Genomic DNA, 13,284 nt, shown 5'->3' with positions numbered 1-13,284 from the left:
CAGGCGGCTAACTTAGCGCCGGGCACCGGCCTCGGCAGCCGCTAAATTCCGACCAAAGATTTCAGGCGCCTGCGGGGGTAAAGTGTGCGCATGAACAGAGGAGCCTTGCGATGCATCCCCGTGTACTGGAAGTCACCGAGCGCCTGATCGAGCGCAGCCGCGCCACCCGCCAGCACTACCTGGCGCTGATCGGCGCGGCCGCCGCCCAGGGGCCGCAGCGCGGCAAGCTGCAGTGCGCCAACTTCGCCCACGGCGTGGCCGGTTGCAGCAGCCACGACAAGCAGACCCTGCGCCTGCCCGATGCGGCCAACGTGGCCATCGTGACCGCCTACAACGACATGCTGTCGGCGCACCAGCCCTACGAGCGCTTTCCCGCGCTGATCAAGCAGGCGCTGCACGAGGTTGGCTCGGTCGGCCAGGTGGCGGGCGGGGTGCCGGCCATGTGCGACGGCGTGACCCAGGGCGAGGCGGGCATGGAGCTGAGCCTGGCCAGCCGCGAGGTGATCGCCATGAGCACCGCCGTGGCGCTGTCGCACAACATGTTCGATGCCGCGCTGTGCCTGGGAGTGTGCGACAAGATCGTTCCCGGCCTGCTGATCGGCGCGCTGCGCTTCGGCCACCTGCCGACCCTGTTCGTGCCGGCCGGGCCGATGACCAGCGGCCTGTCCAACAAGGACAAGGCCGCCGTGCGCGAGCGCTTCGCCGAGGGCAAGGCCAGCCGTGACGAGTTGCTCGAGTCCGAGATGAAGGCCTACCACGGTCCCGGTACCTGCACCTTCTACGGCACCGCCAATACCAACCAGATGCTGATGGAGGTGATGGGCCTGCACCTGCCGGGCGCCTCCTTCGTCAACCCCGGCACGCCGCTGCGCGATGCCCTGACCCGCGCGGCGGCGCAGCAGGCGGCGCGCCTGACCCGCCAGGGCGGGCACTACCTGCCGCTGGGGCAGTTGGTCGACGAACGTTGCCTGGTCAACGCGGTGGTGGCACTGCATGCCACCGGTGGCTCGACCAACCATAGCCTGCACCTGCCGGCCATCGCCCAGGCCGCCGGCATCCAGCTGACCTGGCAGGACATGGCCGAGCTGTCCGAGGTGGTGCCGACCCTGGCCCACGTCTACCCCAACGGCAAGGCCGACATCAATCACTTCCAGGCTGCCGGCGGCACCGCGCTGCTGATCCGCGAGCTGCTCGACGCCGGTCTGCTGCACGAGGACGTTGCCACCGTGGCCGGCCCCGGTCTGCGCCGTTATACCGAGGAGCCTTTCCTCGACGGTGAACGCCTGGTCTGGCGCGCGGGTGCCGTGGCCAGCCTGGACGAGAGCATCCTGCGTCCGGTGGCGCGGCCGTTCTCGCCCGAGGGTGGCTTGCGCCTGCTCCAGGGCAACCTCGGCCGCGGGGTGATGAAGCTTTCCGCCGTGGCGCCCGAGCACCATGTGATTCAGGCCCCTGCGCGGGTTTTTCATGACCAGGCCGCGCTGGCCGCTGCCTTCCAGGCCGGCGAGCTGGACCGTGACGTTGTCGCCGTGGTGCGGTTCCAGGGCCCGCGCTGCAACGGCATGCCCGAGCTGCACAAGCTCACGCCGTTCCTAGGCGTGCTGCAGGACCGTGGCTACCAGGTTGCCTTGGTCACCGACGGGCGCATGTCCGGCGCCTCGGGCAAGGTCCCTGCGGCCATCCACGTCTGCCCCGAGGCTTGTGATGGCGGCCCGTTGGCGCGTGTGCGCGACGGTGACCTGATCCGCGTCGACGGGCGCACGGGCGAGCTGCGGGTGCTGGTCGATGCCGCCGAGTTCGCCGCCCGCGAACCGGTAGCGCCGCCGCCGCCGGCCATCGGTAGCGGTCGCGAGCTGTTCGCCTTCATGCGCGCCGGGTTCAGCAGCGCGGAGCAGGGCGCCAGCGTGTTCTCCGCCAGCCTGGCGGCGCTGCAATGAGCCTGGCATCGCTGCAGATGCCACTCGGCGTGCCGGGCTACCAGTACGAGACCGCCGCGCAGATGGCCGAGGCCCTGGCGCAGCGCGTCGCCGATGCCCTGCGCCAGGCGCTGGGCGAGCGGGGGCGGGCGTTGTTGCTGGTCTCGGGTGGGCGCAGCCCCGTCGCCCTGTTCGAACGCCTGGCACGCGAGCCGCTGTCCTGGAAGCAGGTGCTGGTGAGCCTGGTCGATGAACGCTGGGTGGCTCCGTCACATCCCGACAGCAATGAGGCCCTGGTACGCCGTCACCTGCTGCAGGGGGCGGCGGCCGAGGCCTGTTTCGTCAGTCTGTACCAGCCGGCGGCCAGTCACTCGCAGGCCGCCGACCTGGCCGAGGCCCGTCTGGCCGGGCTGCCGCCGGCCGACGTGCTGCTGCTGGGCATGGGCGACGACGGGCATAGCGCCTCGCTGTTTCCTGGCAGCCCCAACCTTGCCGAGGCCCTGCGCGAGGACTGCCCGCGCCGGCTGCTGCCGCTGCGCGCGCCGAGTGCGCCGGTCGAGCGCCTGAGCTTGACCTTGCCCCCCCTGCGCGCCGCGCGCCTGGCGCTGCTGGCCATCCAGGGCCAGCCCAAGCTGGCGACGCTGGCCCGCGCCCTGCAACCGGGGCCGGCCGAGGCGCTGCCGATCCGCGCACTGCTGCGCCCGCCGTTGCAGATCCACTGGTGCCCGTAGCCCGAATGCAATCCGGGTAAGCAGGCGACTCCGCCCCCGGATTGCATCCGGGCTACAGGGTTCGCCGGGTATCCCCTCTCCCGTTTACGGGAGAGGGGCTCTGTGTCAGCGATCACCCTCTCCCCCGGCTGGGAGAGGGGAGCCAGTGGCCCGGATGCAATCTGCGATGGGTTGACCATTCGGTTGAAATTTTTTTCGTCCCCCTGTCGATCTGCTTGACTGTCGTTCGACCAATGGACAGACCCGCCACTCTGGCGGGCGCCAATCAGGGAGAAAGACGATGCGTTTCATGGTGATAGTCAAGGCCACCGAGGATTCCGAAAACGGCGTGATGCCCAGCGAGGAGCTGCTGGCGGCCATGGGCCGGTACAACGAGGAGCTGGTCGCGGCCGGCATCATGCAGGCCGGCGAGGGCCTGCACCCGAGCAGCCGTGGCGTGCGGGTGCGCTTTTCCGGCGCCGACCGCAGCGTCATCGACGGCCCCTTCGCCGAGACCAAGGAACTGATCGCCGGTTTCTGGCTGTGGGAGGTGGCGTCCCTGGCCGAGTGCGTCGAGTGGGTCAAACGTTGCCCCAACCCCATGCCCGGCGACTCGGAGATCGAGATCCGCCAGGTGTTCGAGGCCGAGGACTTCGGCGCCGAATTCACCCCTGAGCTGCGCGAGCAGGAAGAACGCCTGCGGGCCCGCATGGCCGCCGAATAAGGAGCGCAGAAATGAATATCCATGCCTACCTGATCTTCGACGGCCACTGCGCCGCGGCCTTTCGCTTCTACCATCAGGTGTTCGGTGGCGAGCTGGTGGTAATGCCCTTCGGCGAAAGCCCGGTGCGCGACGAGGTGCCGGCGGAGCATCGCGATCGCACCATGCATGCCGGCCTGAGTGTCGGTGGCCAGCTGCTGATGGGCTCGGACACCATGCCGGGTGAGCCTTATGACGGCATCAAGGGCTGCCATATCTCGATCCAGGCCGAGGACGTGACCCATGCCGAGCGCCTGTTCCAGACGCTGAGCGTCGGCGGCTCGGTGCAGATGGCGCTGCAGGCCACCTTCTGGGCCGAGCGTTTCGCCATGCTCACCGACCGCTTCGGCGTGCCCTGGATGATCAACTTCGACGGAGATAGCCAGGCCGCCTGAACCGATGCCGACCTGGGGTATGCTGGGCGCCCGTTCTTCCGTGGCGCCCGTTTCCCATGCTGGTGATCTCCAATAGCGTCCATCTGCCCGATGATGAGGTCGAGTTGACGGCCATCCGTGCCCAGGGGGCGGGTGGGCAGAACGTCAACAAGGTCTCCAGTGCCGTGCACCTGCGCTTCGACAGCCAGGCCTCGTCGCTGCCGCCGTTCTACAAGGAGCGCTTGCTGGAGTTGCGCGACAGCCGCATCACCGAGGGTGGCGTGGTCATCATCAAGGCCCAGCAGTACCGCACCCAGGAGCAGAATCGCGCCGATGCGCTGGAGCGCCTGGCCGAACTGATCCGCAGCGCCGGCAAGACCGAGAAGGCGCGGCGCCCGACCAAGCCGACCCTGGGTTCGAAGAAACGCCGCCTGGACGGCAAAAGCCGACGGGCGACCGTCAAGGCCGGGCGTAGAAAGGTGGACTACTGAGGCGATCCGGCATAGTTTCTGAGTACATCGTCGCGGATTCATCAGCATGCTCGACCCCATAGTGCCCGACACGGCCGACAGCGCCGTGTACAAGACCCTGCTCGAATCGACCAAGGCCATTCCCTGGAAGATCGACTGGAAGACCATGACCTTCGCCTACATCGGCCCGCAGATCGCGCCGCTGCTGGGCTGGACGCAGCAGAGCTGGATTAGCGCCAACGACTGGGCCGAGCGCATCCATGAGGAAGACCGCGAGCGCGTGGTGAATTTCTGCATCGCCCAGTCGCAGAACGGCATCGACCACGAGGCCGACTACCGGGCGCTGACCGCCGACGGCCGCTACGTGTGGATTCGCGACGTGGTGCATGTGCAACGCAACGCCGCCGGCGAGACCGAGGCGCTGATCGGCTTCATGTTCGACATCAGCGAACGCAAGAAGACCGAGGAACAGCTGCTGGCGCTGCAGCGCCAGCTGGAGGAGTACTCCTACAAGGACGGCCTGACCGGTATCAGCAACCGGCGCATGTTCGACTCGATCCTCGAGATCGAATGGTGCAACGCCCAGCGCACACGCCGCCCGCTGTCGCTGATCCTGCTGGATATCGACTTCTTCAAGCAGTTCAACGACCACTACGGGCATATCCGCGGCGACGACTGCCTCAAGCGCATCGGCCGGGCCCTGGAGGGAGCGGCGGCGCGCCCGCGCGACTGCGTGGCGCGCTTCGGTGGTGAGGAGTTCGTGCTGGTACTGCCGGAGACCGACGCCGAGTCGGCGAAGAAGATCGCCGAGCGCTGCCGCAAGCTGGTGCGCAAGGAGCAGATCGCCCACGAGCAGTCCAACGTGGCGCAGTTGGTGACGGTCAGCCTGGGCGTCGGCACCATCATTCCCGAGGCTGGCGATACGCCGCTGGCCTTCATCGAGGCGGTCGACCGACTGCTCTACCAAGCCAAGCAGCAGGGCCGCGACCGCCTGCTGCAAGGCAACTGCGGGGGCGGCGAAGCGGATGCCTGCCAGGCCTAGGACGAGTTAGCCACGGGGTTCTGCGCGGGGGAGCGGCGTTGGTCGTAGCCCGGATGCAATCCGGGGCCGAGCCGAGTGAGCCACGTGGCTTCTGTCCCCTCTCCCGTTTACGGGAAAGGGCTAGGGAGAGGGAAAAGTGCGAGCCCTCCCCCACAAGTGGGAGAGGGGAGTTTAGGCACGTACCCAGCGCTGCCGCGTCCAGCCACTCAGGGCATCCACCGCGAACACCAGCACCAGCATGGCCAGGATCACCGTGCTGGCCTGAGCTTCCTGGAACAGGCTAAGGCTGACATAGAGCATCTGCCCCAGGCCGCCGGCACCGACGAAGCCGAGCACGCTGGCCATGCGGATATTGTTCTCCCAGCGGTACAGCGAGTAGGCCAGCAGTTGCGGCCACAGGTTGGGCAGGGTGCCGTAGCAGAAGGCACTGATCTGGCTGCCGCCCTGCAGGCGGATCGCCTCGGCCGGCGCTGTGGGCGTGTTCTCCAGCGCTTCGGCGAACAGCCGGCCCAGCACGCCCGCCGTGTGCAGGGCCAGCGCCAGGGTGCCGGCATTCGGGCCGAGTCCGGCGGCCAGCACCATCAGCGCCGCCCACACCAGTTCCGGAATCGCCCGCAGGCCGTTGAGCAGCAGGCGCGTGACGCTCTGTGCCAGCACGCCGAAGCGACCGGCCGCCGGCAGCGCCAGAAACAGGCCGAGCAGGGCGGCGAGCAGGGTGCCGAGGGCCGACATGGCCAGGGTTTCCAGCGCGCCACGGCCGATGGCCAGCAGATGGCCGCCGCTCAGGTCCGGTTGCAGGAAGCGCGCGGCGTAGTCGGCCATGTGCCCCAGGTTGTCCGCCTGGCCCAGTGCGGCCAGGTCCAGGCCCAGGTAGCTGAAGGACGCGACTACGGCGGCGACAATCGCCAGCAGCAGGGCGAGGTTGGTCAGCCGATTCATGCCAGCCTCCCGCGCAGCACGCGACTCAACGCGTCGGCCAGCAGCACCAGGAGGAGGAAGGTCAGCAGCATGCTGGCCACCTCGCCGCCGGCGAACATGCGCAGCGACAGGTCGATCTGCTGGCCCAGGCCGCCAGCGCCGACGAAGCCCATCACCACCGAGGCGCGGATCGCGCATTCCCAGCGGTACACGGTGTAGGAGGTCAGCTCGGCGGCGGCATTCGGCAGCAGGCCGTAGACGAAGGCGCTGAGACGGCCGCTGCCGCCCTGCAGCAGGGCATGCATGGGGCGCTGGTCGACCGATTCGAGGATTTCCGCATAGACCTTGCCGAGCATGCCGGCGTAGGTGATGGCGATGGCCAGCACCCCGGCGGTCGGGCCAAGGCCGACGGCGCGGACGAACAGCAGGGCCCAGACGATTTCCGGCACGCTGCGCAGGAAGATCAGCAGGCCGCGCACCGGCCAGCGCAGTGCCTGGCCCAGCGCACTCGGGCGGCCGCCGCGCGAGGCCGCCGACAGCGACAGCGCACGACTGGCGGCCAGGCCGGCGGGAATCGCCACCAGCAGTGCCAGGGCCATGCCGGCGGTGGCAATGGCCAGGGTCTGCAGGGTGGCGTCGAGCAGCAGCTGGAGGAAGTCGGGCGTGTGCGCCGGAGGCCAGAAGGCGGCGACGAAGCGGCCCATCTCGCTCTGGCTGTCGGCGGCCAGCAGCACGCCCGGATTCAGCTCGGCGAGCTGGATACCCGGCCATAGCAATACCACGGCCAGCACCGTCAGCAGCAGACGGGGTAGGGCGGCGGGGTCGCGGCTGTCGCTTCTCAGCATCGCGGGATCTGCAGGGTCAGGGTCACCGCCGGTGCCTGCGGCGACACCAGCTGCTCGTTGGCGTAGAGAGCATCGAGCAGTTCCGGGCTGACTTCGCTGGCCGGGCGATCGAAGACGATCTGCCCCTCGCGCACCCCGACGATGCGCGGAAAGTGCGCCAGCGCCAGGTCCACCGCGTGCAGGCTGGCGACCAGGGTCACACCGCGCGCCTCGGCATGCCGGCACAGCACGGAGAGGGTGTGGTCGGCCAGCACCGGGTCCATCGCCGACACCGGCTCGTCGGCCAGCAGCAGCTCGGGGTCCTGGTACAGCGCGCGGGCGATGCCGACGCGCTGCAGCTGGCCACCGGAGAGCTGCTGGCACTGGGCGAACAGCTTATCGGCCAGGTCCAGGCGGGCGAGCACCTCCCTGACACCGGGAATATCGACGGGATGCAGCAGGTTAAGCAGGCTCTTGCCCAGCCCCCACTGGCCAAGCTTGCCGGCCAGCACCGCGGTCACCACCCGCTGCCGGGGCGGCAGCGGTGGCGCCTGGTGGATCAGGCCGATGCGCGTGCGCAGGCGCTGGCGGGCGCTGGCCGGCAGGCGCCAGGGATCGGCGCCCAGCAGCTCGACGCTGCCGCTACTGGGCGGCAGCGCGCTGGCCAGCAGGCCCAGCAGGCTGGACTTGCCGGCGCCGGATGGGCCGATGATGGCCACCCGCTCACCGCTGGCAATGTTCAGGTCCACGCCGCGCAGGGCGTGGACGCCATTACCGTGCTGCAGGTGCGCGCCGGTCAGGCGCAGGCTCATTTCAGCAGATCGGCGGCGCGAGCGGCGTCTTCGATGCCCTTGTAGTTCTCGGGCTTGGTGTCGATGAAGCGCGAGGCGGCCTGCAGGTCGAGGATCGCCTTGTGCTCCGGGTTGGCCGGGTCGAGGGCGAGGAAAGCCTGCTTGATCTTCGCGGTCAGGGCCGGGTCGAGGGTGCCGCGCACGGTCCAGTTGTAGTCGTAGTAGGCCGGGGTGGTGGCGAAGACTTTCACCTTATTGGTGTCGACCTTGCCGGCGGCGACCAGCTTGTCCCATACGCTGGCGTTGAGCACGCCACCGTCGACCTTGCCGGCCTGGACCCAGGCGGCGGTGGCGTCATGCGCACCGGAGTAGCCGACGCGGCTGAAGAAGGTTTCCGGCTTGATGCCGTCCTGCAGCATGAAGTAGCGCGGCATCAGGCTGCCTGAGGTGGAGGACACCGAGCCGAAGGCGAAGCTCTTGCCCTTGAGGTCGGCCAGCGATTTCACGTCCGGGTTGGCGCTGATGAACTTGCTGGTGAACTGGGCGTCCTGCTCGCGCTGCACCAGCGGGATGGCGTTGCCGGTCTTCAGGCGTACCTGAACGAAGGTGAAGCCGCCCAGCCAGGCCAGGTCCAGGCGGTCGGTAGCCAGGGCCTCGACCACGGCCGGGTAGTCGGCGACCGGGACGAACTCGACCTTCATGCCCAGCTCTTTTTCCAGGTAGGCGCCCAGCGGCTTGAACTTGCGCAGCAGCTCGGTAGGGGCCTCGTCGGGGATGGCGCTGACTTTGAGGACGTCGGCGGCCTGGGCAGCCAGGGCGGTAAAGGACAGGGCCAGGCCAGCAGCCAGGGCCAGAACGGGCTTGAGCATGAAGATTCTCCGGTTCAATGGCGGAAAAGGTTCGAAGGGGCCGGCCACTCGGGCGGGCTCCGTCAGGTTAGTAGAACGGCGGCGATTATATGAGTGACCGGCACAAAGAACAGCTTTGCTAGAATCCGCCGCCTGTTATCCGATTTGCCGAGAGCGTTGCGATGAGCGAGCCGATCCGCCTGACCCAGTACAGCCACGGTGCCGGTTGTGGCTGCAAGATTTCCCCCAAGGTGCTGGAGGTGATCCTCGCCGGCAGCGGCGCGCAGAACCTCGACCCCAAGTTGTGGGTCGGCAACGCCTCGCGCGACGACGCGGCGGTCTATGCCCTGGACGAGGAGCGCGGGGTGGTCTCCACCACCGACTTCTTCATGCCGATCGTCGATGACCCCTATGACTTTGGCCGCATCGCCGCCACCAACGCCATCAGCGACATCTACGCCATGGGCGGCGATCCGCTGATGGCCATCGCCATCCTCGGCTGGCCGGTCAATCTGCTGGCGCCGGAAGTGGCGCGCGAAGTGATCCGTGGCGGCCGCGCCGTGTGCGACGCCGCTGGCATCCCGCTGGCCGGCGGCCACTCGATCGATGCGCCGGAGCCGATCTTCGGCCTGGCGGTGACCGGTGTGGTCGACAAGAAACACATGAAACGCAACGACACCGCCACGGCTGGCTGCAAGCTGTATCTCTCCAAACCGCTGGGTATCGGCATCCTTACCACCGCCGAGAAGAAGGCCAAGCTGCGCGAGCAGGACGTCGGTCTGGCGCGTGACTGGATGTGTACCCTGAACAAACCCGGCAGCCGCTTCGGCAAGCTGGCTGGCGTGCAGGCGATGACCGACGTCACCGGCTTCGGTCTGCTCGGTCATCTGGTGGAGATGGCCGATGGCGCGGATCTCACCGCCCAGCTGGACTACGCCGCCGTGCCGCGCCTGCCGGGCGTCGATTACTACCTGGCCGAGGGCTGCGTACCCGGTGGCACCCTGCGCAACTTCGACAGCTACGGCGAGAAGATCGCGCCGATTTCCGAGCAGCAGCGCAACCTGCTGTGCGACCCGCAGACCAGTGGCGGCCTGCTGATCGCCGTCAGCCCTGAGGGCGAGGCCGAGTTCCTCGCCGTGGCCGCCGAGCTGGGCCTGAGCCTGGCGCCCATCGGCCAGCTGGTCGAGCGACAGCGTTACGCGGTAGAGGTGCTGTGATGCGCGACAACACGGCCGACTACCGCGACATCTTCCTCAACGACCTGCCGATGATGGACATGCGCGCCCCGGTGGAATTCACCAAGGGCGCCTTCCCCAACGCCATCAGCCTGCCGCTGATGACCGACATCGAGCGACAGAAGGTCGGTACCTGCTACAAGCAGAAGGGCCAGCAGGCGGCCATCGAACTGGGCCACCAGTTGGTCTCCGGTAAGGTCAAGGCCGAGCGGGTCGAGGCCTGGGCGGCCTTCGCCAGGGCCAACCCAAACGGCTACCTGTACTGCTTCCGTGGCGGCCTGCGCTCGCAGATCGTCCAGCAGTGGCTTGCGGACGCCGGCATCGACTACCCGCGGGTGATCGGTGGCTACAAGGCCATGCGTACTTTCCTGATCGAGACCCTCGACAGCGCCGTGGCCGAGTGCGATTTCGTCATCGTCGGCGGCATGACCGGCACCGGCAAGACTGAGGTGATCGCCGCCCTCGACAACAGCATCGACCTTGAAGGCCACGCCAATCACCGTGGCTCCAGCTTCGGCAAGCGCGCCACCGGCCAGCCGGCGCAGATCGACTTCGAGAACCGCCTGGCCATCGACCTGCTCAAACGCCGCGCGCGCGGCCAGCAGCAGTTCGTGCTGGAAGACGAGAGTCGCCTGATCGGCACCTGCTCGCTGCCACTATCGCTGCACCAGGGCATGCAGGACTACCCGCTGGTGTGGCTGGAAGATAGCGTCGCCGATCGCGTCGAGCGCATCCTGCGTGACTACGTGATCGACCTGGCCGCCGAATTCCTCGCCGTGCATGGCGAGGAGCAGGGTTTTGCCCTGTTCGCCGCGCGCCTGCTGCAGAGCATGGACAATATCCAGAAACGCCTGGGCGGCGAGCGCCATGCGCGCCTGCGCGCCATCCTGGCGCAGGCGCTGGACGAGCAGGCGCGCAGCGGCGCGGTGGACCTGCACCGGGCCTGGATCGAGGCGCTGCTGAACGAGTACTACGACCCGATGTATGTCTACCAGCGCGAGAGCAAGGCTGCGCGCATCGAATTCGCCGGCGAGCACGATGCCGTGCTGGCCTATCTGCGCGACCGCGCATCACGGAGCAAGGCATGAAACTGAAAGACCACCCGGACGCCCTGGACTGCACCCTGTACCGCCCGGACGAGAACGACCCGGACGCCGAGGAACTGGAGCTGGGCGACGGCCACGTGCTGTTCGAGGGGCCTTTCACGGCGCCGGCCGAGTGGGATGCCGACGAGCGCGAGGACTACTTCGACGGCAGCGATCCTGCGCTGTTCGTCACCGCCCGCATCGAGAGCCCGGCCAAGGCCGACAGCAACGACTTCTTCGTTGCCGAGCCCGGTGACTACCTGGCTGTGATGCGCGGCATGCAGGTGGAGATGTACTACGTCTACGACCGCGCCGATGCGAGCTATGTGCTGATCCGCGACGATCAGCTGGACTGACGGGGGATTTCATCTCTCCTGGTCCTGCTCCCGTGAATGGGCGTGGGGGTGTCCTGCACGGAGCCGTATGCGGATCTAGCTGGGGCTGCAACGGGTCGTGAGGGGGGGGCTGGCTAGCCCTGTGCCTCGTCACATTCCCTCACCCCTAGCCCCTCTCCCGGCGGGAGAGGGGAATGTCCGTGTGGCCTTCAGTTCCAGGCGGTTCTGCCAGCGAAGTCGGCGATGCCGGCGATGCCGACGAGCCTGGTCCGGCTGAGGCTCGCTTGGCTTGTCTCCCTCTCCCCTCGGGAGAGGGCCGGGGTGAGTTACTCCGGCATTGCGCTTCGCCCAGTCCGCAGGTCTGGCCGGTGACGACCGTGATCTCCCAGAAAAAACGCCGCCCTCGGGCGGCGTTTTCGTTCAGGCCTGGCAGACACGGGCGATGGCTCCGGCCAGGTAGTCCAGGCGCGCTTCGCTCATCCCCGCCACGCTGGCGCGGCCGCTGCTCACCAGGTACACGCTTAACTCGTCGCGCAGGCGTTGCACCTGGGCTGGCGTCAAGCCGGTGTAGGAGAACATGCCGCGCTGCTCGGCGATATGCGCAAAGCGCTCGGCCAGGCCATGCGGACGCAGGGCCTCGACCAGGCCCGTGCGCAGGTCGGCTACGCGTCGGCGCATGGCATCGACTTCCGCTGCCCACAGGGCCTTCAGCTCGGCATCGCCGAGTATCTCGGCCACCACTGCCGCGCCGTGGGATGGCGGGGTGGACCACAGGTTGCGCGCCAAAAAGGCCAGCTGGCTGCGAATATCGAGCAGCTTCTCGACGTTATCCGCCCTCACGATCAGCGCGCCGGTGCGTTCGCGATAGAGACCGAAGTTCTTCGAGCAGGAGCTGGTGACCAGCAGTTCCGGCAGTTCGGCGGCGAACAGGCGCACGGCCCAGGCGTCCTCGTCGATGCCGTCGCCGAAGCCCTGGTAGGCGAAGTCGATCAGTGGCAGCAGCTCGCGCGCCTTGACCACCTCCAGCACGCGCTTCCAGTCGCGCGGGGCGAGGTCGAAGCCGGTGGGGTTGTGGCAGCAGGCGTGCAGCAGCACCACATCACCCTTGGGCAGGTGGGCGAGGGCGGCGAGCATGGCCTCGACATTGAGGCGGTTGTCCGCGCCGACATAGGCGTAGTGGCCGACCTTGAGTCCGCAGGCGGCGAACAGCGTCTCGTGGATCGGCCAGGTTGGGTCGCTGAGCCAGATGCCTCTACCCGGAAGATTCCTGGCGATAAATTCGCCGGCCAGGCGCAGGGCGCCGGTGCCGCCGGGCGTCTGGGTGGCGCCGAGCAGGCCATCGGCGAGCAGCGCGTTACCGTTGCCGAAGCACAGCTCCAACAGGCGTTCGCCGAACTCCGGTGCGCCGTGGCCACCGATGTAGGTCTTGCTGGTTTCGCCATCGATCAGGCGTTGCTCGGCCAGCTTCACCGCGCGCGGGATGGGCGTCAGACCGGAGGCGTCCTTGTATACGCCGACGCCGAGGTCGAGCTTGGCCGGGTTGCCATCGGCGCGATAGGCGTCGAGCAGGCCGAGAATGGGGTCGCCCGGCACCCGGGCGATGGTGGCGAAGTGTTTCACTTGCGCCCCTCGGCCGCGTTGGCCAGCACATCGGTGCGCGCGGCCATGATGAAGTCGTTGCGGTGCAGACCTTTCATCTCGTGGCTCCACCAAGTTACGGTGACCTTGCCCCACTCGGTGAGCAGGGCCGGGTGGTGGCCGACTTCCTCGGCGATGGCGCCGACCGCGTTGGTGAAGGCCAGGGCATGGCGGAAGTTCTTGAACAGGTAGACGCGCTCCAGCTCCATGTGGCCGTCGCGTACTTCGATGTTCCAGTCGGGGATCTCGCGGATCAGCGTGGCCAGCTCTTCTTCGCTGACATGGGGCGCGTCGGCGCGGCAGGCTTCGCATTGGGCTTGGGCAAGGCTGGTCATTTCGGG

At 68.0% G+C, this 13,284-nt stretch carries 15 protein-coding genes; 9 read left to right on the top strand and 6 right to left on the bottom strand.

Annotated features, from left to right (window positions below):
- Window positions 1–110: 110 nt before the first annotated feature.
- The 6 genes from edd (at window position 111) to PA6_RS08895 (ending at window position 5,269) form a co-directional block, all read left to right on the top strand.
- A complete protein-coding gene (edd, locus tag PA6_RS08920; RefSeq protein WP_021700575.1) occupies window positions 111–1,934 on the top strand; it encodes a phosphogluconate dehydratase in 1,824 nt (607 codons plus the stop codon).
- Entirely contained in the window at window positions 1,931–2,644 is a 714-nt protein-coding gene (pgl, locus tag PA6_RS08915) for a 6-phosphogluconolactonase (protein WP_021700574.1), read from the top strand. The genes edd and pgl overlap by 4 nt, the downstream gene beginning before the upstream one ends.
- A 280-nt stretch (window positions 2,645–2,924) precedes the next feature.
- Entirely contained in the window at window positions 2,925–3,347 is a 423-nt protein-coding gene (locus tag PA6_RS08910; protein WP_021700573.1) for a YciI family protein, read from the top strand.
- An 11-nt stretch (window positions 3,348–3,358) separates the two neighbouring features.
- Window positions 3,359–3,778 (top strand): VOC family protein, encoded by a 420-nt coding sequence (locus tag PA6_RS08905; protein ID WP_021700572.1) that lies wholly within the window; start codon window positions 3,359–3,361, stop codon window positions 3,776–3,778.
- A 56-nt stretch (window positions 3,779–3,834) separates the two neighbouring features.
- Window positions 3,835–4,248 (top strand): alternative ribosome rescue aminoacyl-tRNA hydrolase ArfB, encoded by a 414-nt coding sequence (gene arfB, locus PA6_RS08900; RefSeq protein WP_021700571.1) that lies wholly within the window; start codon window positions 3,835–3,837, stop codon window positions 4,246–4,248.
- A 46-nt stretch (window positions 4,249–4,294) separates the two neighbouring features.
- Window positions 4,295–5,269 (top strand): GGDEF domain-containing protein, encoded by a 975-nt coding sequence (locus tag PA6_RS08895; RefSeq protein WP_021700570.1) that lies wholly within the window; start codon window positions 4,295–4,297, stop codon window positions 5,267–5,269.
- 171 nt (window positions 5,270–5,440) lie between these two features.
- Here the strand turns inward: PA6_RS08895 and phnE are convergent, their stop codons facing one another.
- Genes phnE through PA6_RS08875 form a run of 4 tightly spaced genes read right to left on the bottom strand, consistent with a single transcriptional unit; the run spans window position 5,441 to window position 8,671 of the window.
- Complete coding sequence (gene phnE, locus PA6_RS08890) at window positions 5,441–6,208, bottom strand: phosphonate ABC transporter, permease protein PhnE (protein ID WP_021700569.1); 768 nt, start codon at window positions 6,206–6,208, stop codon at window positions 5,441–5,443.
- Window positions 6,205–7,032, bottom strand: a complete 828-nt coding sequence (locus PA6_RS08885; RefSeq protein WP_021700568.1) for a PhnE/PtxC family ABC transporter permease — start codon at window positions 7,030–7,032, stop codon at window positions 6,205–6,207. Before PA6_RS08885 ends, phnE begins: the two co-directional genes overlap by 4 nt.
- The gene (locus PA6_RS08880; protein WP_021700567.1) at window positions 7,026–7,823 is read right to left on the bottom strand and encodes a phosphonate ABC transporter ATP-binding protein; all 798 of its coding nucleotides are present in this window, start codon (window positions 7,821–7,823) and stop codon (window positions 7,026–7,028) included. The genes PA6_RS08885 and PA6_RS08880 overlap by 7 nt, the downstream gene beginning before the upstream one ends.
- A complete protein-coding gene (locus PA6_RS08875) occupies window positions 7,820–8,671 on the bottom strand; it encodes a putative selenate ABC transporter substrate-binding protein (protein WP_021700566.1) in 852 nt (283 codons plus the stop codon). Before PA6_RS08875 ends, PA6_RS08880 begins: the two co-directional genes overlap by 4 nt.
- Before the next feature lie 161 nt (window positions 8,672–8,832).
- Between PA6_RS08875 and selD the strand changes: the two genes are divergently transcribed.
- The 3 genes from selD to PA6_RS08860 are packed head-to-tail and all read left to right on the top strand — an operon-like array spanning window position 8,833 to window position 11,326.
- Window positions 8,833–9,867: a selenide, water dikinase SelD gene (gene selD / locus PA6_RS08870; RefSeq protein WP_021700565.1), complete on the top strand. Its 1,035-nt coding sequence runs from the start codon at window positions 8,833–8,835 to the stop codon at window positions 9,865–9,867.
- Window positions 9,867–10,973, top strand: coding sequence for a tRNA 2-selenouridine(34) synthase MnmH (gene mnmH / locus PA6_RS08865; RefSeq protein WP_021700564.1), 1,107 nt, complete (start codon window positions 9,867–9,869; stop codon window positions 10,971–10,973). The genes selD and mnmH overlap by 1 nt, the downstream gene beginning before the upstream one ends.
- On the top strand, window positions 10,970–11,326 hold the full coding sequence (locus tag PA6_RS08860) for a hypothetical protein (protein ID WP_021700563.1): 357 nt from the start codon (window positions 10,970–10,972) through the stop codon (window positions 11,324–11,326). The genes mnmH and PA6_RS08860 overlap by 4 nt, the downstream gene beginning before the upstream one ends.
- Before the next feature lie 399 nt (window positions 11,327–11,725).
- On the opposite strand, the gene PA6_RS08855 is transcribed toward PA6_RS08860, so the two are convergent.
- Together PA6_RS08855 and PA6_RS08850 are read right to left on the bottom strand one after the other, a co-directional pair.
- The gene (locus PA6_RS08855; RefSeq protein WP_021700562.1) at window positions 11,726–12,925 is read right to left on the bottom strand and encodes an amino acid aminotransferase; all 1,200 of its coding nucleotides are present in this window, start codon (window positions 12,923–12,925) and stop codon (window positions 11,726–11,728) included.
- Entirely contained in the window at window positions 12,922–13,278 is a 357-nt protein-coding gene (locus PA6_RS08850) for a 4a-hydroxytetrahydrobiopterin dehydratase (RefSeq protein ID WP_021700561.1), read from the bottom strand. The genes PA6_RS08855 and PA6_RS08850 overlap by 4 nt, the downstream gene beginning before the upstream one ends.
- Window positions 13,279–13,284 lie beyond the last annotated feature (6 nt).

This window comes from Aquipseudomonas alcaligenes NBRC 14159 (genome assembly GCF_000467105.1).
Taxonomy (GTDB): Bacteria; Pseudomonadota; Gammaproteobacteria; order Pseudomonadales; family Pseudomonadaceae; genus Aquipseudomonas; species Aquipseudomonas alcaligenes.
This window is presented reverse-complemented; position numbering and strand designations above follow the sequence as displayed.